Below are 17,115 nucleotides of genomic sequence, written 5' to 3'. Positions count from 1 at the left end.
GATGGGCTTCTTCGCAGACCCCAGCTTCTTTGCGCTCACGGCGGCGGTCGTTGCCGTCGCCGCCGTGCTGGGACTCAACGGCCGACGGCTTGACCGCCTGGGCTTCGTCGCCTCGCTGCTGCTCGTCGGCTGCCTCGTGGCGGGCCAGCCCGCGCAGCTTGCCTCCCTCGCCCTCTTCCTCGTCGTCTCGCTGGGCACGACCCGCTGGCTCATGGCGGACCCCAAGAGCGAGAGGCGCTTCGTGGCGGCCGTCGCCCTCGGCATCCTGCCCCTCGTGACCTACAAGCTCACGGTCTCGTTCGCGTCCACGGCGCTCCTGGGCTTCGCGGGCATCTCGTATGCCACCTTCAAGTCGGTGCAGATCCTCATGGAGGTGCACGACGGGCTCATCGCGCGCGAGGACATGGGCCTGGTCGACCAGCTCCGCTTCCTGCTCTTCTTTCCGACCTTCGACTCGGGCCCCATCGACCGCAGCCGGCGCTTCCTCGAGGACGCACGCCACGTCTCGCCCCGCGACGAGTACGCGGGTATGCTGGCCCGCGGCATCCTCCTCGTCCTGGGCGGCATGGCCTACAAGATGGTGCTCGCCACCCTGGTGCACCGCCTCTACGCCCCCGCAGCCTGGGGGAGCGGCCCCTTCCTCGAGGAGCTGTGGAAGCAGGTCGTGACCTGCTACGCGTATGGCCTCTACCTCTTCTTCGACTTCGCGGGCTACTCGATGATGGCCATGGGTGTGGGCTACTGCCTGGGCGTGCGCGTGCCCCGCAACTTCCGCGCGCCCTTCCTGGCCGAGGACCTCCAGGACTTCTGGAACCGCTGGCACATCACGCTCTCGGCCTGGCTGCGCGACTTCGTGTTCATGCGCCTCTCGCGCTGGCTCATGCGCCGTCACCTCGTGAAGGGACGCCTGCGCACCGCCCAGGTGGCCCTCGTGGCAGACATGTTGCTCATGGGGCTCTGGCACGGAGTCACCCCCGACTACGTGGCGTACGGCCTCTACCACGGAGTCCTCATGGCGGCCACCGAGGGCTTCCACAAGACCGCCTTCTTCCGCGCCCACAAGGGCCAGGTCTGGTTCAGACTGGTGTCGTGGGCGATCACCATGCAGCTCGTGTTCTTTGGCTTCGCCCTCTTCTCGGGCCAGGTCTCCCTCGTCCTGAAAGGAGTACTGAATGTCTGACAGCATGCGCAACGACGACGTGGAGGAGCGCCTCCTCGACCTCATGGAGGAGGTCTGCGAGGACCCGGCGGTGCGGGAGCATCGCGACGAGGATCTCTTCGACCTCGGCTTGCTCGACTCGATGGCGGCTGTGGAGCTGCTCGTCGGCATCGAGGAGGAGTTCGGCGTCTCCATCGCACCCACCGAGCTCCCTCGCGAGGAGATGAACACCGTCGACCTGATCCTCGAGCAGGTCAGGAAGAGGCTCTAGGGTGACGGACGCCAACAGGGACGACGCCACGGTCGAGGAAGCCTCCCAGTCTTCGCGCGCAGGACGCTGGCCAGGCCCCGGCCTGCGCCTGCTGCTGGGCGTCGCGGGCGGCCTTCTCGCCTTCGCCCTCGCGGGCCTCGCCTACGTGGAGCTCGCCCTGCCGAAGAGCGGGCGGGCGGGCGAGTCGCGCATCTACGACTACGTGTATGCCAGCGGGAAGTCGGAGAACAGCTCCTTCGTGACCGCGAACATGTCCGCGGGCTCGCGGCTCTGCTTCGGCTCCTCCGAGTTCTACATCTCGAAGGACCTGGTGTCCATGTGCCCCCAGGCCGTCTTCGGCGAGTCGGGCTCCGGCGTGGACATGACCTACGTGGGGGAGGGCTACGACCAGAGCCTCTGGCAGGCGATCGCCGCCGGGGCGTACGCGCGCAAGACGACGAACAAGAAGGTCATGCTCGTGGTCTCTCCCCAGTGGTTCTTCAAGGGCAACGGGGAGCAGTCCAAGTTCTCGTCCAAGTTCAGCTACTCGCTTTACCAGGAGTTCTGCGACAACCCCGACATCTCGGACCAGACCAAGGCCTACGTGCGCCAGCGTGCCCAGGCCCTGGGCGTGGGCACGACGGAGCTGCGTGCGGCCAACGGCGACACCCCCCTGGACCGCCTCAACGCGGTCGCCTACTACCAGTCCGACCAGCTGCGCCTGCGCTCCAAGCTCTCCAACGTGATCTCGCTCGCCCCGAAGAAGAGCGTGCTGCGCGCGTCGGGCGAGTCGACGGGCGAGCCCGACTGGGCCGCCCTGCTCGCCCAGGCCGACGCGGAGGGCGCCCAGCGCTGCACCAACAACGACTATGGCATCTATGATGCGTACTGGGAGAAGAACTCCCAGTACGACCCCGAGTGGTACCAGAACTTCCACGAGGCTGACGACGAGTACGCCGACCTCGCCTGCATGCTCAGGGTGTGCAAGGAGGCGGGCCTGGAGCCCCTGGTGTGCATCCTTCCCGTGCACGGGTCGTGGTACGACCGATCCAACGTGAGCCAGGACGAGCGCCAGTACTACTACCAGCGCATCCGTGGCATCTGCGACGAGGCCGGCTCCGCATACGCGGACTTCTCGAGCTGCGAGTACGAGAGGTACTTCCTCTGCGACACGGTGCATCCCGGCTGGCGTGGCTGGGTGCGGATCGAGGAGTCCTTCTACCACTTCGTCAACGGAACCAAGGACGCCTTCCTGGGCGGAGCGGGCTACGGCAGCGCCGAGGGACTCACGTCCGAGCGGGCGACGCAGGCAGGGGAGGGCGCCTGATGTCCGGCAAGGGAGGGAAGGGCCCTCTCGCCCGCTCCAAGGCCTGGCTGATCGACCATGCCGCCGGGCATGGCACGCTCGTCGCCGTGGCGGCAGGCTGCCTTGCCTTCGCACTTCTGGCGGTCCTGCTGTGGTTCCTCGTCTTCTCGGGCCTCAACGGGCCGGTGCAGTTCGTCTATGCGGGCTTCTAGCTTCATGGGCGTCCTTGGAGATGGGAAGGCGGCTCCTGCGGCGTGCAGGGATCCCCGGCGATGGATTCGCAGGGTTCTGGTGCTTGCCTTGGCGATTGCCGTCGTGCTTGGCGAGGGGGAGCTCGCCGGGCTCCTGCGCGCCGTGGGGGTGGTACCCGGCTCGTACCGCGTTGCCAGCGGCAGCAGCCAGATCGAGGTTCAGACCGATGCGTCGACCGACGGGGGTTCGGGCGTCTCTGACGGAGGGTCGGACGCGAGCCCCGACGCCGACCCTGGTTCCGACGTCGGCCTCGACGTCGACCCGCAGGAGACCTTCCCCTTCGCCCGAGGCGACGACGAGGGCCTCGGCCTTCCCTCGGGGGGCGGCGGCGATGCCCAGGTTGACCCCGCCGACCCCGGCAGCACCCCAACGCAGGCCGAACTCGCCGAGCTCATGGACGCCTACCTCGACCAGAACTTCCCCCGGACCGGCGTGCCCGGCGTCGCCGTCGCGGTGGTGAGCGCCCGGGGAACGTTGTACGAGCGGACGTTGGGAGACTGCCAGGACGCAGGATCGACCTTCGTGATCGGTTCGCTTTCGAAGTCGTTCACGGCCGTCGCGGTGATGCAGCTCGTGGAGACGGGCCAAGTCGACCTGGACGATCCCATTGGCTGCTATGTGGCGGACGCTGGTCTGCCCGACTCCGTCACCGTCCGGTCACTCCTCAACCAGACGAGCGGATTCGGCTACTACGACTCCCCCGCGGACGCCTGGCCGGGAGCCTCGGCGGGAAGCTTCTCGTACTCCAACGCGAACTACGACCTCCTGGGCCGGCTCGTCGAGGCCGTCAGCGGCATGAGCTATGGTGACTACCTAGGGGAGAGGGTCTTCGCCCCCCTGGGAATGTACGACGCGTCCGCCTATGGCTCGGACGACGCCCGTGCCGGCGAGGCCGCACAGGGCTCCGTGCCGGGGCACCGCAACTGGTTCGGGCTCAATCTGGCAGACGGATACCTGCATCAGGACGGCGACCACGCCTGGGGCGGGCCCTCGTCCGGCTACGTGCGCGCCAGCCTGAGCGACATGGAGAGCTACCTGCGCATGTACCTGCGGGGCGGCTCCGGCGTCCTGAATCCCTCCTCCGTGCGGGCGCTCGCCCTGAGTCGCGTGCCTGACCCCTACGGCGACACCTACTACGGCATGGGCTGGACCACCTTCGGCTGGGACGGCGGAGAGCTCGTGATGAGCCACGACGGCCAGGTCGAGAACTACGTCGCTCGCATGATGGTGCTGCCCTCTCGCGGAATCGCCCTCGTCGTGCTGGGCGACGCGAGCGACTACTTCGGAGGCAACGAGGCGTTCTGGCAGATGGCCGACGGCGTCACCTTCATCGCCGTGGGTGGCGGTGGCGTGGAGGTGGACGGTGGCGAGAGGCTGTGGCTCCATGCCCAATACGATGCCCTCTACCTTGTGATGATTGGTCTCTCCCTGGCGAGCCTCCTCGGGCTGAGGGGTTGGGCGCGCAGGCTCGGGGCGGCTTGGTCCGAGGGGAGGGCACGCGACTTCCTGGCCTGGGACCTCGTGGCGTACGGCCTTCTCCCCCTGAGCCTGTTGTGGGTGCCGAGGCTCTATGGCGCCCCATGGAGGGACTTCGCGACCTTCGTCCCGGATGCCAGCGCGGTCATCCTGGCCACGGTCGCGCTGCTGCTGGCCTCCGGTGTCGCAAGGATTGTCGTGGCCCTGCGGGTCCGAGCTTGATGTGGCCTCATTAGTCGGTACTTTTGCGACCGAGAGATACCGGCAATCTAACCCGATCAGTCATCTTGAGGGCCTGGACGTTCGCTTGTCGGCACCTATTTGTTTTATGCGTACCGACAATCAAGCTCGAATCTGGGGCGACGCGTCAATGGGGCTGGCTCGGCTGCGTCCGATTGATTCACAGCTGTTGCCTGCGCGGATCGAACAGCCACTTCCTCAGTCGGTCACGTGCCCTCGTGGTTTCGGGTCCGTCGTCCCAGGCGTCCTTCCCTAGGCAGCTGGCGAGCTGTCTCGCCTTCGTGTCAAAGCGAGGGAAGGACGTCGTGTCCCTGCCACAGAACACTACCAGCTTCCATCCCGCCGCTTGTATGCGGCTCCAGCGGTCCTTGTCGTCAAGCACCTTGTCTGCGTCAAAGACGACTTCGCCCGATTCGAGGCGCCTTCCACCATGTGGCGCGAACCCGTCATATTCAACCACGACGCGTTCCTTCGGGTATGCAAGGTCGGCAATGCAGGAGCCAGCTCGCATGCCTGCCCCCAGATCCAAAGGGTGATTGAGCAAGGGGGTGCCCATGCCATATCCACCCAGCTTGGATGGTAGGTTGAGGGCAAGGTGGAGGGCGCTCTCACGTGGCGATCTGGCACCGTCGAGCACCCAACGCAAGGCGCGCCTGGATGCCACGATACCGTGCATGCCTTTCGACTCATTTAAAAACTCATGCAATCGGGCGACATTTGTCAAGGATGGCCTCCCCTCGCATCCAGCATCTAGCCGAGGGACTCGTCCCCTCTCCCCATGTTCGAGCTCCGTCTGGCCTTGCGGGGCGAGGTCACCCCTCACGTAGCTTCCGCAGAGCTCCATTCCAAGCTCGATTTTTGGCAGAAGCGCCCTCCCGTTGCCAAGCTGCAGGAAGATGAGCTCGGGTGATGCGAGGCGGACGTCCGTGTTCGGAATCCGGAACAAGGATCCCGACGGGAGAGTGGAGCGACATACCCGTACCTTTGCGCCCCTCATTCGATGTGACTTGTTCTTGTGGTCTACCAGGAGTTCGAATGGGCGCGCGCATCTTTGGACAACGCCAGGGAGCTGCGTCCTTGGTTCCAGGTCTCGGTGGCATCCACCCTCGTCGGGGATGGCTCCTGCAAGGAGAAGAGACTGGACTGCCGCGACAAGCTCTCTTGATGAAGCGGCGGAGTCAACGAGGCTGGTGCACGTGCAGCTGATGGGCATCGCGCATAGCCCCAGGGATGCGCGTCGCCAGATGTCAAGTGCCGTTCGTCCTCCCAGGTAGATGGCCACGTTATTCTCCTCGTCTTCTGCTGTGCGCGATGGGGTGCAGCTAGCTCGTTGCCGCGTGCGGCGGGACGTGGGTAGCTCGCACGCCAAGGTACCGGCTCGCTTTGCCAGAGAATAGGATTCTGAGCAGGTGATTTCCTGCATATGGCTGGCATCAGCCTGCAGGGTATGCTGCTGGGCCCATACCGTTCACGGAACCGAGGGCAGCTTGGAAGGGTCGCACGACTGGCGAGAGTTTGGCAGTTTGGGGCGAAGCGTCAGGCTCGTCCACAAGTTCTACCAAAATTCATGTCGCCGTGGTCCATGGCTGAGGGGTGATACGACCTGCCGGCAAACAAGAAGACGCTGTGCAGTAGTAGCTCAACTTGCCTGTTTGTCGGCAGAGAAAGACCGATAAACAGATCACATCATTGTCATATGAGTTATTTTGGCGCGTTTGCCGGTATATCGTGGTCAAGAATGTACCGACAAAAATGAAAGGCATGTCCGTCTAGCACCTGGCAGGTGAGATTTGCCGGATGATGTGCCCTCGCCAGCTGGCAGGGGCCGACCGGCGGGAGGGGAGAGGAACGTGGGCAAAGAGTTCGGGCTCATCTACCAGGACCAGTGGCTCGCCGCGGTGGACAAGCCCCAGGGCATCCTGGTTCATGGCGACGGCAGCGGCGCCCGCACCCTCACGGACGATCTGCGCGAGCTCCTCGAGGCCCAGGGGACGGACGCCAGTGGCCTGCAGCCCGTCCAGAGGCTGGACGTCGACACCTCGGGACTCGTGCTCTTCTCGCTCGACAAGGGGGTGCAGCCCAAGCTGGACGCCCTCGTGGCGTCGCATGGCATCGAAAAGCGCTACGTCGCCCTGGTGGAGGGCCGCTTCCCCGCGGGGACGCGCGACATCGAGCTCCCCCTGGGCCGCGACCGCCACGACGCCCGTCGCATGCGCGCGAGCCGCGGCGGCAAGCCCTCCCACACCCGCGTGAGGCTGCTGGGCACGGACGGCCATCGCTCCCTCGTGGCCGTCGAACTCCTGACGGGACGTCGCCATCAGATACGCGTCCACCTCTCTCAACTCGGCTTCCCCCTGGTGGGGGACGTGCTCTATGGCAGCAGGTCCGGTCGCGCCACTCCCCGCAGTGCCCGGAGCCGCAACGCGGGTCCGGAGCCCTCGCTCATGCTGCACGCCCTCGAGGAGGAGTTCGACCATCCCGTGACGGGCGAGCACCTGCGCCTCTCGACCGCCTGGCCCGCCCGCTTCGAGGAGGCCTTCCCCAAGGGAGAGGACCTCTGGCTCCGCCGCCGCGGCTAGCACAGGGCCGAGGGGCGGCCGTGCCACCTGTGCGGGGCGCCCAGGAGAGGACCTCTGGCTCCGCAGTCGCGGCTAGCACCCTCGCGGACGCCTGCCTGCGGCCCGCGTGTCCACGTGGTTCTCGCTTTGATGCATACTGGTGGGGCAGCCCGATGGGGCGCACGCCGGCGGGGGCCGGCTCAGGAGGGGACGCCGGTTCGTCCGGCGCACGCGAGAGAGGTTCCTATGGCCGGCAGCATGCGTGGCGTGTACACCAACCTTACCGAGATTCGTCGCAACGTCTTCCGCGAGGTGGCAAAGGTCTGCTACGCGATGGGGGACGACCCCGGCAAGACCGACAGCGACATCGACGATGCCTTCGACGAGCTGCCGTTCAAGATTCTCCCCGGCGACGTCGCGACCTACCGCGAGAGCGTCTTCCTCGAGCGCGCCATCATCGGCGAGCGCATCCGCCTCGCCATGGGCCTTCCCCTGCAGGGCGTCGAGCGCCCGGCACGCATCTCGGACGGCTTCAAGGAGGCCGAGACGGCGGACCTCGCCTACTACGAGCCTCCTCTGATCAACGTGATCAAGTTCGCCTGCAACGCGTGCAAGGACAACGTCTACGAGGTCACCAACACCTGCCAGGGCTGCCTCGCCCACCCCTGCCGAGAGATCTGTCCCAAGAACGCCATCTCGTTCGTGGACAAGCGGGCGTTCATCGACCAGGACGCCTGCATCCACTGCGGCATGTGCGCCAAGACCTGCCCCTACCAGGCCATCCATCACCACGTTCGTCCCTGCGCCGCCGCCTGCGGCATGAACGCCATCGGCTCCGACGAGCACGGGCGCGCCGACATCGACTACGAGAAGTGCGTGAGCTGCGGGCAGTGCCTGGTCAACTGCCCCTTCGGCGCCATCGCCGACAAGAGCCAGATCGCCCAGGTCATCTGGGCCATACATTCGGGTCAGGAGGTCATCGCCGCCGTCGCCCCCTCGTTCGTGGGCCAGTTCGGGGGCAAGGGCAACGTGGGCAAGCTGCGCGAGGCATTCAAGCTCCTGGGCTTCTCGGGCGTGGAGGAGGTTGCTCTGGGCGCCGACCTCTGCACCATGCAGGAGGCGGAGGACTTCCTCGAGGAGGTTCCCGACAAGCTGCCCTTCATGGGCACGAGCTGCTGTCCCGCCTGGTCGGTCATGGCCAAGCGCGAGTTCCCCGAGCATGCCAACTGCGTCAGCATGGCGCTCACGCCCATGACGCTCACCGCCCGCATGATCCGCGCACAGCACCCCAACGCCAAAATCGTCTTCGTGGGCCCCTGTGCCGCCAAGAAGCTCGAGGCCATGCGCAGGAGCGTGCGCAGCGAGGTCGACTTCGTCCTCACCTTCGAGGAGATGGCCGGCATGATGGCCTCAAAGGACATCGACTACCTGAGCCTCGAGGACGACAACAAGAGCGACTTCGACGTTGCCAGCACGGATGGCCGCAACTTTGCCGTGGCGGGCGGCGTCGCGAACGCCGTCGTCAACGCCATTCATCGTCGCTACCCCGACCGCGTGGTCAACGTCGTCAACGCGGAGGGCCTGGACGAGTGCCGCAAGATGATGAAGGACGCCGTGAAGGGCAAGTACCCTGGCTACCTGCTCGAGGGTATGGCCTGCCCAGGCGGATGCGTCGCCGGCGCCGGCACCCTCGTGGCCATCAACAAGTCTGCGGCGGCGGTCAAGCGCTATGCCAAGAAGTCCCCGCACGTGAACGCGACGGAGAACTCCTACCGCATGCTCCTGCCCGTCCTGGAGAAGGGCTTCACCAAGGACGACGAGGACCGTGAGGTTGCGGAGAGCCGCGAGGCCCAGGAGCCCAAGCGCTAGGAGTCGTCATCTGCGACCGCCCGGTTCGAGCGCCAGAAGAAAGGGAGCGCCAGAAGAAAGGGAGAGGGCCGCGCAGACCAATCGTGGAATGCGCGGTCCTCTCGCCTTTTCCCAGGTCAGTCGAGAATGACGCGCAGTCCGTTGCTGTTCTGTGCATCCAGCCCGCAGGCTTCCCCCGCGGTCGGCCTTGGGACCTTCCGACCGCTGTGGTCGCGCGCAAGAAAAGACCGCGCTGCCAACTGGCAGACGCGGTCCGATGCGTGCTATCGCGAACGAGGGGAGGGGCCTAGGGCTCCTTGACGCCCTTCACCGAGGCATAGAACTTGGCGGAGTCGAAGACGTCCTTGATGGTCTTGCCATGCATGAACGGAAGGGAGAGGAACTCGTCGACGGTCGGCACGAGGTCGCTGCAGTCGACGAAGTGGTTCTTGGAGTTGCGCCGGCTGGTGTCCTGCGCGCGCCACGCCTCGAAGTTGACGTCGGTGAGGTAGTAGACGTCGTTGTCGACCTTCATGTATACGGAGTGGTTGCTGTGCAGGTAATCTGCCAGCTCGTCGTAATTTATCTCGAGTTCCTCAGCTGCCTTCTTGCCCATATCGCATCCTTTCTCGAAGGAATACTGGTAACGGTGCCGCTAGGAAAAATAGTACCGCCCCGCGGCCGCTCCCATTCGCCGGTTCGCGATGCTTTAGGCAAACGTGGCCTAGGGACGTGCGGGTGGGGGAGGCTTGACCCGTCACCGGCACGAGGCCGTAATGGTGCGGGGTTACCGTCGGCGTAAGGTCTCTGGTCGGTCCTGCATCGAGCCTGGTGTCGTCTCCACCCCTCTGCCGAGGGATGACGCCCCCTCGGCATCAGAACAGGATGGCCTCGGCAAGCTCCTCGGTCGTGCCCACGATCGTGGTGGCGCCCTGGGCGCGCAGCCAGCCCACGTCCCTGAAGCCCCAGCTCACGGCGATGCAGTCGACGCCCGCGTTCCTTGCCGTCTGGAGGTCCACCTCGGAGTCGCCTACGTACACCACCCGCTCCGGCCGGCATCCCAGCTGGGACGTGACGGCGAGGAGGGAGTCCGGCGCGGGCTTGCGCCTCACGTCGGGCCGCTCGCCCACGACTGCGTCGAAGAGTCCCCCGAAGTAGGTCGCCACCAGGTCCTGGACGGCGGGGTCGGGCTTGTTGGACACGACGGCCCTCAGCACCCCCTCGCCCGAGAGCACGCGCAGCAGCTCCTTGACCTGTGGGTAGGGGGCGGTCCGCTCGGCGTTGTGGCGGGCGTAGTGCTCGCGGAAGGTCGCGAGCGCCCGTGCCTCCTGCTCCTCGGGCGTTCCCTCGGGGACGCTCAGGTGGACGAGACGGGCCACGCCGTTTCCCAGGAAGGCCCTCACGTCGCTCCGGGAGCGCGCGGGCAGTCCCTCGGAGGCGAGGGCGAAGTTGACCGAGGCGTGCAGGTCGTCGAGGGTGTCGAGCAGGGTTCCGTCCAGGTCGAAGATGGCCGCCTCGTATGCCATGTCCCTGCCTTCCTCCGCGTCCCGCGGTTTCTCCTACCGCCCTGAGTATAGGCTCCCGACGTGGGGCAGGAGCCCACCGCCAGGTCCCGCCACAAGGCGAGGCCCCCGCGTCTCCGGCAGGGCGCCGGTCGCGGGGGCCTCCAAGGGGTGCTCGCGGGCGAGAGGGGCGGTTCGCCCTCGCTGCGATTCCTACTGGAAGTGCAGGGACTCCACCGGGTCCAGGCGTGCGGCGTGACGGGCGGGATAGAAGCCGAAGAGGATGCCGATGGCGACGCAGATGCTCGTCGCCAGGGTGACGGCGGTGGGTTCTATGACGGGCGTGATGCCGCCGGAGCCCCCCATGCCGCTCATGATGCCCACTCCTGCCACCTTGGCCAGCCCGAAGGCGCCGGCATAGCCCAGGACGATGCCGATGACGCCGCCAGCGAGGCAGAGGCAGATCGACTCGAGCAGGAATTGCTTGGTGATGTCGGACCTCTTTGCGCCCAGCGCCTTTCGCAGGCCTATCTCGCGGATGCGCTCGGTGACGTTGGTGAGCATCATGTTCATGATGCCTATGCCGCCCACGACGAGGGAGATGCTCGCGACGGTCGTCATGAGCAGCTGGAAGGCGAGCATGGTCGAGTTGAGCTGGTCTGCGATCTGCTTCATCGAATAGACCATGATGCCGCCGCCCGTCCCCCCCTCGGAGCTCGCGTCCTGTTGGACGTGGTAGTGGGCCTCGAGTGTGGACTTGGTCGACTTCACGAGCTGGTCCACGTCCACGCCGTCGCGGGCAAACGCCACGATCTGGTCGACGGTCTGGCTTCCGGTGATGCGGGCGCAGCAGGTGGTGCGGGGGACGTACACCGTGATGCCGTTGCCCGTCGCCGCCCCCGTGGCGGGCAACACGCCGATGACGGTGTAGTCGTCGTTGCCCAGGCGGACCGTCCTTCCCACCGCCTCCGCGTCGGCGTCGCCGAAGAGGAGGCCCACGGCGTTCTGGTCTATGACGACGACGGTCGACATCCTGTCCAGGTCATCGGACGAGACGAGCCTGCCCGAGCTGGCATGTCTGCTCTGAGCCTGGAAGAACTCGGGGCTGACGCCCATCACCTGGGCGTTGGTCTGCTTCTTCTGCGTGGTGACGTCCGCCGATCCGTACGAGATGCCCGTGACGAACTCGTAGTCGGGAAGCGCCTGGGCGATGTAGCCAACGTCCTGCTGGGTAATGGGGTCACCCGTGTAGACGGAGATGTACACTGCCTTGGCCTGTGTCAGCCCCAAGCTGCTCACCAGCGCCTTCTTGATGCCGCCAATCAGCGCGGTCATGGCGATGACGGCGCTGATCCCTATGACGATGCCCAACACGGTGAGAAGCGAGCGGCCCCGGTTGGCGTCGAGCGCCTCCCAGGTCTCGCTGGCAAGGTCGCGTGCCCTCACGTGAGCCCCCTTCCTCCGGTGCTGCTGTGACGGACGAGCTCGCGCTCCTGCGCGTCGGTGAGGAGCCTGCCGTCCCTGATGTGGACGGTGCGGTCGGCCCAGGCCGACACCTCTGGGTCATGGGTGATGAGCACGATGGTCTTCCCCTCCTCCCGCAGGCGGCGGAAGGTCCCGAGGACCATGTCGCCCGTGGCGGAGTCGAGGTTGCCGGTCGGCTCGTCTGCCAGGATGAGCGCCGGGTCGTTGACCAGGGCGCGGGCGATGGCGACGCGCTGCATCTGCCCGCCCGAGAGCTCGTTGGACTTGTGGTCGAAGTACTGCTCGGGAAGCGAGACCGCGGCGAGCGCTCGGATGGCACGCTCCTCTCGCTCGCGCACGGGGCAGTCCGAGTAGATGAGCGGGAGCATGACGTTGCGCAGCACCGTGGAGCGGGACAGCAGGTTGAACGACTGGAACACGAAGCCGATGCGCGTGGCGCGCAGCTCTGCCAGCTCGTCGTCGTCCAGGGTGGACACGTCGGTCCCCTCCAGGAGATAGGTCCCGGAGGTGGGGGTGTCAAGGCATCCCAGGGTGTTCATGAGGGTCGACTTGCCCGAGCCCGAGGGACCCATGATGCAGAGGAACTCGCCGCGCCTGACCTGGAGCGACACGCCTCTCAGGGCATGGGTCAGCCCCGCTTCGGTCTCGTAGATGCGGTGTATGTCGCGAACGTCGAGTACGAGGTCCATCGTTGCCCCTAGTACATGATGCCGGCGCCGGCCATGGCTCCGGAGTCGTCGTCGGAGCTTCCGCCGCTCGTGCCCAGGAGGACGAGCTCGCCCTCCTTGAGGCCCTCCACCACGGCGTCACTGGAGTTCTGTGCGACGACCTTGACCTCGCGCTTCTCGCTCGACGCGATGCTGGAGCCGTCGTCCGAGAGCTTGACGACCTCGACCGTGCACGTGTCTCCCTCCCCGGGGGTGAGGGCGGTCGCCGGGACGGTCAGGGCGTTGGGGATGCTCTGGGTGGTTATGGTGGCGTTTGCCGTCATGCCTGGCTTGAGGCTCGGGTCGGGGCTGGGGATGAGCACCTCCACCGAATAGGTGACCACGCCGTAGCCGCTCCCGCCGCTGTCGCCGCTTCCGGTCGAGACGGTGGCGATGCGGGTAACCTCGCCCTCCATGTTGAGCTCGGGGAGGGCCGAGAAGCTCACGCTCGCCTTCTGGCCGACGGCGAGCTTCGAGATGTCGACCTCGTTGACCTGGGCGGTGACCGTCATCTGGGAGACGTCGGCGATTTGCACCAAAGGACCGGAGCCAGCCTGCCCGGTGCCGCCGGCGGTCCCTCCCGCAGAGGCGCCTGCCACCGCGTTGACCGCCACTACGCTGCCGGAGCAGGGAGCCTTGACTGTCCGCTTGGACGTGTTGGCCACGGCCTCGTTGTAGGCGTCGTTCGCGCCCTCGAGCGAGATGCGTGCGCCCTCGAGGCTGGACTGGGCGCTCTCGACCTCGGCGTACACCTGGTCGGGATGGGTCATGCCCTTCTGGGTCTCGGCGTCCGGGGCGCTGTTCCATGCGTCAAGCGCCTTGTTGTAGGAGTCCCAGGCGTTGTCGAGGGTGGTCTGGGCGCTGTTGACGCCGTTCTGGGCGCTTCTCACCTGCTGCGACGCCTCGCGCACTGCCTTGTCGAGGGAGTCGTTCTTGAGGGTGAAGAGCACGTCGCCCTCGCTCACCACCGAGCCCTCCTTCACCTGCACGTCCTCTATGATGCCGTCGACCTCGGGGGTGACGATGGTGGACGAGAGGGGCTGCGCCTTGCCCGAGGCGCTCACCGTGCTCGAGAAGTCCTGCTTTGTGACGGGTGCCGTTATGGGGGTCGCCTGCTGTGCCCCCTGCGCCGCGAGCTGCCTGGAGATGGCGATGCCGCCTGCGATGACGGCAACGATACCTACGGCGACGCCCACCTTGACGAGGCGCTTGCGCCTGCGCTTGGCACGACGCTCCTTGGCCTTCTGCATGGCAAGGGCGGTCTGGCGCTCGAGCTCCGCGTCGACGTCGCCGTCATCGGTTCCTGCGGCACCGATGACCGGAGGGATGTCCGGGAGGTCCACCCGGGCGGTCTGCCCGAGATGGGCGGCGGGCTGCCGCGCATCCTCTCCCAGGGGGCTCTTGGGAGCTCCGGGCCGGCTGGTGTTCGAGTCGGTGGAATCGTCTAGAGGCATCTTTGCTCCATTCCGCACAGGACGCCGCAAGGCGTCACGCGTTGCATGTGCTCGCACGGATCATGGGTGGTAATTAAATCAGAAATCTACCTGACCCCCCGGCCCGTGGCAACGACCTGGGAAGAGAAATAAGCAAAGCTTAAGACTGTCTTTCTCCCTTGCGTCGCGAGGGCGCATTGCCATGGCAACAAGGTGGTCAAGTGATGAGAGTTACCATAACCTAATTTTTTGGCTGGCACGCAGGCAAAAGGTCGCAAGATCCGCACCGCACTCACGGATCGCGGGCACGTTCAGTGCCGGCATCGACGAGAGGATCGACTCGTTCGTCTACTACCTCCGCTGAGCCGGTGGGCTCGCATCGCTGCTTCGTTCATGACACGCGCGCTCCGCCGCCTGCGTGCGGGCGTGGTGGCGCATCGGGCAACTAGCGGCCACGGTGTGGCCCGATGCTGCTAGACTGGCGTGTTGCGCGCGCCGGTGCCGTCTACGCCGGGACGCCGTCATCTGTAGGTCCGCCCGCAACGGCACGGGGCGGAAGAGGCGAGAGGAACCCATGGACTCACACAGCATGCACACCCACACCTGCGGGGAGCTCCGCACCTCCGACATCGGCCACGAGGTTACCCTCACGGGCTGGGTCTGGCACCGTCGCGACCACGGCGGCATGGTCTTCGTCGACCTGCGCGACCGCGAGGGCCTGACGCAGGTCTCGTTCGATCCCGACCACGCGGGCGGCGATGCCTTCCACGTGGCGGAGGCCATCCGTCCCGAGTGGCCCATCAAGGTCCAGGGCGTCGTGCGCGAGCGTCCCGAGGCGAACGAGAAGGTGGCGACCGGCCAGATCGAGGTCCTGGCCGCGAGCGTCGAGGTTCTCAACCGCTCCAAGACCCCCGCCTTCCAGATCGAGGACCAGCTCGACATCTCCGAGGACATCCGCCTGCGCTACCGCTACCTCGACCTGCGCCGGCCCAGCATGATGGGGCGCCTGCGCCTGCGCTCCGACTTCACCTTTGCCCTGCGCGAGGCCCTGCACGGCCGCGAGTTCATGGAGGTCGAGACCCCCGCGCTCTTCAAGTCGACCCCCGAGGGCGCCCGCGACTTCCTGGTGCCCAGCCGCACGCAGCCGGGCCACTTCTACGCCCTCCCGCAGTCCCCGCAGCTCCTGAAGCAGCTGCTCATGGTGGGTGGCGTCGAGCGCTACTACCAGGTCGCCAAGTGCTTCCGTGACGAGGACCTGCGCGCCGACCGCCAGCCCGAGTTCACGCAGGTGGACATCGAGATGAGCTTCGTCGAGCAGGACGACGTCATGGACGAGCTCGAGGAGGTCCTGGCCGACGCCTTCTCCAAGGTTGGCGTCGAGATGCAGCTTCCCCTGCGGCGCATCGGCTACTGGGACGCCATGGACCGCTATGGCAGCGACAAGCCCGACACTCGCATCGGGATGGAGATCCACGACGTGAGCGAGGTATTCTCTGCCTCGAAGTTCAAGCTCTTCGCGAGTGCCGCCGCCGACCCCAAGGCCCATGTCAAGGCCATCTGCGCCAAGGGTGCGGGCAGCTGGGCACGCTCCAAGATCGACCGCCTCTCCGAGGTCGCGGCGGGCTTCGGCGCCAAGGGCCTGGCCTACCTCGCCTTCCATGAGGACGGCAGCCTGAAGAGCCCCATCGCCAAGTTCCTCTCGGAGGAGGAGGTCCAGGGTGTGCGCGCCGAGCTCTCCGTCGAGCCGGGCGACCTCGTGCTCTTCGCGGTGGGCAACCGCCTCGAGTGCGACCAGATCCTGGGCGGCATGCGCAACCACATGGCCGACGCCCTCGAGCTGCCGCGAGAGGGGCACGACTTCCTCTGGGTCGTCGACTTCCCCCTCTTCCACTGGGACGAGGAGCGCAACGCCTTCGCGGCGGAGCACCAACCCTTCACCCAGCCAATCGAGGACCAGCTCGGCCTGCTTGCGAGCGAGGACCGCGACGAGGTCCTCTCCATCGGCTCGCACACCTACGACTTCGTCATGGACGGCTTCGAGGCGGGCGGCGGCGGCATGCGCATCCACGACGCCGAGCTGCAGATGCGGATCCTGCGCCTGCTGGGCTTCGATGAGGCGCGCGCCAAGGAGCAGTTCGGCTTCCTGATGGAGGCCCTCGAGTTTGGCGCGCCCCCCATGGGCGGCTTCGCTCTGGGCCTCGACCGCGTCTGCATGCTGCTGGCCGGCTCCGACTCCATCCGCGACGTCATGGCCTTTCCCAAGACCACCTCGGGCTCCGACCTCATGAGCGACGCGCCCGGCGAGGTCAGCGACCGCCAGCTCAAGGAGGTCTCGCTGAGGCTCCTCTAGCCCTGCTCTCCGGGGTGGCGAGAGTCGCGTCAGCCCTTGTCATTCTGTGTCTTCGGGGCGGGTGGGCCATCCATCCGCCCCTTTGCTATGGAGGTGTGCCATGGAGGCACTTGCGGTTGGCCTGGGAGGCTTCCTGGGCAGCCTGGGACGCTGGCAGCTGGGTGTGTGGCTCAAGGGGGTCGCCCCGTCGCTGCCCGCGGGCACGCTGGTCGCCAACCTGCTCGCTGCCCTGCTCATCGGCCTGGTCACCGGGGTGGGCCTTGCCGCCCCGATGCCCGAGAGGCTGCGGCTCTTCCTGGCGGTGGGCCTCTGCGGCGGCCTCTCCACCTTTTCCACCTTCTCCAACGAGACCTTCCAGCTCGTCTCTTCCGGCAACTGGGCCGGAGCCGCGTTCAACGTCGTCGCCAACGTGGCGAGCTGCCTTTTTGCCGTGGGTTGCGGGATCGCCCTGGGCAGGATGCTCGTCTCCTAGGCCTTGCCGTGAGCGGGCGCCGTTGAAGGAGGGACGACCGACCCCATGCCCGGTGCTTCGCACGACTCTGCTTGGGG

At 66.5% G+C, this 17,115-nt stretch carries 15 protein-coding genes; 9 read left to right on the top strand and 6 right to left on the bottom strand.

The window, feature by feature from the left end:
• Nucleotide 1 precedes the first annotated feature (1 nt).
• The 5 genes from dltB to HMPREF1008_RS00835 are packed head-to-tail and all read left to right on the top strand — an operon-like array spanning nt 2 to nt 4,665.
• Nucleotides 2-1,180: a D-alanyl-lipoteichoic acid biosynthesis protein DltB gene (gene dltB / locus HMPREF1008_RS00850; RefSeq protein WP_009277953.1), complete on the top strand. Its 1,179-nt coding sequence runs from the start codon at nt 2-4 to the stop codon at nt 1,178-1,180.
• Nucleotides 1,173-1,430, top strand: a complete 258-nt coding sequence (dltC, locus tag HMPREF1008_RS00845) for a D-alanine--poly(phosphoribitol) ligase subunit DltC (RefSeq protein WP_009277952.1) — start codon at nt 1,173-1,175, stop codon at nt 1,428-1,430. Before dltB ends, dltC begins: the two co-directional genes overlap by 8 nt.
• A 1-nt stretch (nt 1,431) precedes the next feature.
• Complete coding sequence (gene dltD, locus HMPREF1008_RS00840; protein WP_009277951.1) at nt 1,432-2,736, top strand: D-alanyl-lipoteichoic acid biosynthesis protein DltD; 1,305 nt, start codon at nt 1,432-1,434, stop codon at nt 2,734-2,736.
• Nucleotides 2,736-2,927 (top strand): hypothetical protein, encoded by a 192-nt coding sequence (locus HMPREF1008_RS10530; RefSeq protein ID WP_009277950.1) that lies wholly within the window; start codon nt 2,736-2,738, stop codon nt 2,925-2,927. The genes dltD and HMPREF1008_RS10530 overlap by 1 nt, the downstream gene beginning before the upstream one ends.
• A gap of 4 nt (nt 2,928-2,931) precedes the next feature.
• Nucleotides 2,932-4,665, top strand: a complete 1,734-nt coding sequence (locus tag HMPREF1008_RS00835) for a serine hydrolase (protein ID WP_156797566.1) — start codon at nt 2,932-2,934, stop codon at nt 4,663-4,665.
• A gap of 178 nt (nt 4,666-4,843) precedes the next feature.
• Here HMPREF1008_RS00835 and HMPREF1008_RS10330 read toward each other — a convergent pair whose 3' ends face one another.
• On the bottom strand, nt 4,844-5,143 hold the full coding sequence (locus tag HMPREF1008_RS10330; protein ID WP_198003126.1) for a hypothetical protein: 300 nt from the start codon (nt 5,141-5,143) through the stop codon (nt 4,844-4,846).
• A 1,390-nt stretch (nt 5,144-6,533) separates the two neighbouring features.
• Between HMPREF1008_RS10330 and HMPREF1008_RS00825 the strand changes: the two genes are divergently transcribed.
• Nucleotides 6,534-7,262: an RluA family pseudouridine synthase gene (locus HMPREF1008_RS00825; RefSeq protein WP_009277947.1), complete on the top strand. Its 729-nt coding sequence runs from the start codon at nt 6,534-6,536 to the stop codon at nt 7,260-7,262.
• Nucleotides 7,263-7,487: 225 nt separating this feature from the next.
• Nucleotides 7,488-9,110 (top strand): 4Fe-4S dicluster domain-containing protein, encoded by a 1,623-nt coding sequence (locus tag HMPREF1008_RS00820; RefSeq protein WP_009277946.1) that lies wholly within the window; start codon nt 7,488-7,490, stop codon nt 9,108-9,110.
• Between the two features lie 286 nt (nt 9,111-9,396).
• On the opposite strand, the gene HMPREF1008_RS00815 is transcribed toward HMPREF1008_RS00820, so the two are convergent.
• The 5 genes from HMPREF1008_RS00815 to HMPREF1008_RS00795 all read right to left on the bottom strand — a co-directional run bounded on the left by HMPREF1008_RS00815 (nt 9,397) and on the right by HMPREF1008_RS00795 (nt 14,237).
• The gene (locus HMPREF1008_RS00815; protein WP_009277945.1) at nt 9,397-9,705 is read right to left on the bottom strand and encodes a hypothetical protein; all 309 of its coding nucleotides are present in this window, start codon (nt 9,703-9,705) and stop codon (nt 9,397-9,399) included.
• A 259-nt stretch (nt 9,706-9,964) separates the two neighbouring features.
• On the bottom strand, nt 9,965-10,615 hold the full coding sequence (locus HMPREF1008_RS00810; RefSeq protein ID WP_009277944.1) for an HAD family hydrolase: 651 nt from the start codon (nt 10,613-10,615) through the stop codon (nt 9,965-9,967).
• A 189-nt stretch (nt 10,616-10,804) separates the two neighbouring features.
• Nucleotides 10,805-12,037, bottom strand: coding sequence for an ABC transporter permease (locus tag HMPREF1008_RS00805; RefSeq protein ID WP_009277943.1), 1,233 nt, complete (start codon nt 12,035-12,037; stop codon nt 10,805-10,807).
• Nucleotides 12,034-12,765 carry an ABC transporter ATP-binding protein gene (locus tag HMPREF1008_RS00800; RefSeq protein WP_009277942.1) on the bottom strand — a complete coding sequence of 244 codons (732 nt, stop codon included), beginning with the start codon at nt 12,763-12,765 and terminating at the stop codon, nt 12,034-12,036. Before HMPREF1008_RS00800 ends, HMPREF1008_RS00805 begins: the two co-directional genes overlap by 4 nt.
• 8 nt (nt 12,766-12,773) lie before the next feature.
• Nucleotides 12,774-14,237 carry an efflux RND transporter periplasmic adaptor subunit gene (locus HMPREF1008_RS00795; protein WP_009277941.1) on the bottom strand — a complete coding sequence of 488 codons (1,464 nt, stop codon included), beginning with the start codon at nt 14,235-14,237 and terminating at the stop codon, nt 12,774-12,776.
• A gap of 553 nt (nt 14,238-14,790) precedes the next feature.
• On the opposite strand from HMPREF1008_RS00795, the gene aspS reads away from it, so the two are divergent.
• Together aspS and crcB are read left to right on the top strand one after the other, a co-directional pair.
• Nucleotides 14,791-16,566, top strand: coding sequence for an aspartate--tRNA ligase (gene aspS, locus HMPREF1008_RS00790; RefSeq protein WP_009277940.1), 1,776 nt, complete (start codon nt 14,791-14,793; stop codon nt 16,564-16,566).
• 100 nt (nt 16,567-16,666) lie between these two features.
• Nucleotides 16,667-17,038 carry a fluoride efflux transporter CrcB gene (gene crcB, locus HMPREF1008_RS00785; protein ID WP_009277939.1) on the top strand — a complete coding sequence of 124 codons (372 nt, stop codon included), beginning with the start codon at nt 16,667-16,669 and terminating at the stop codon, nt 17,036-17,038.
• The last annotated feature ends 77 nt before the right edge of the window (nt 17,039-17,115 follow it).

Source organism: Olsenella sp. oral taxon 809 str. F0356, from assembly GCF_000233535.1.
Taxonomy (GTDB): Bacteria; Actinomycetota; Coriobacteriia; order Coriobacteriales; family Atopobiaceae; genus Olsenella_I; species Olsenella_I phocaeensis.
The sequence above is the reverse complement of the archived record's forward strand: the minus strand, read 5'-3'. Positions and strand labels throughout refer to the sequence as shown.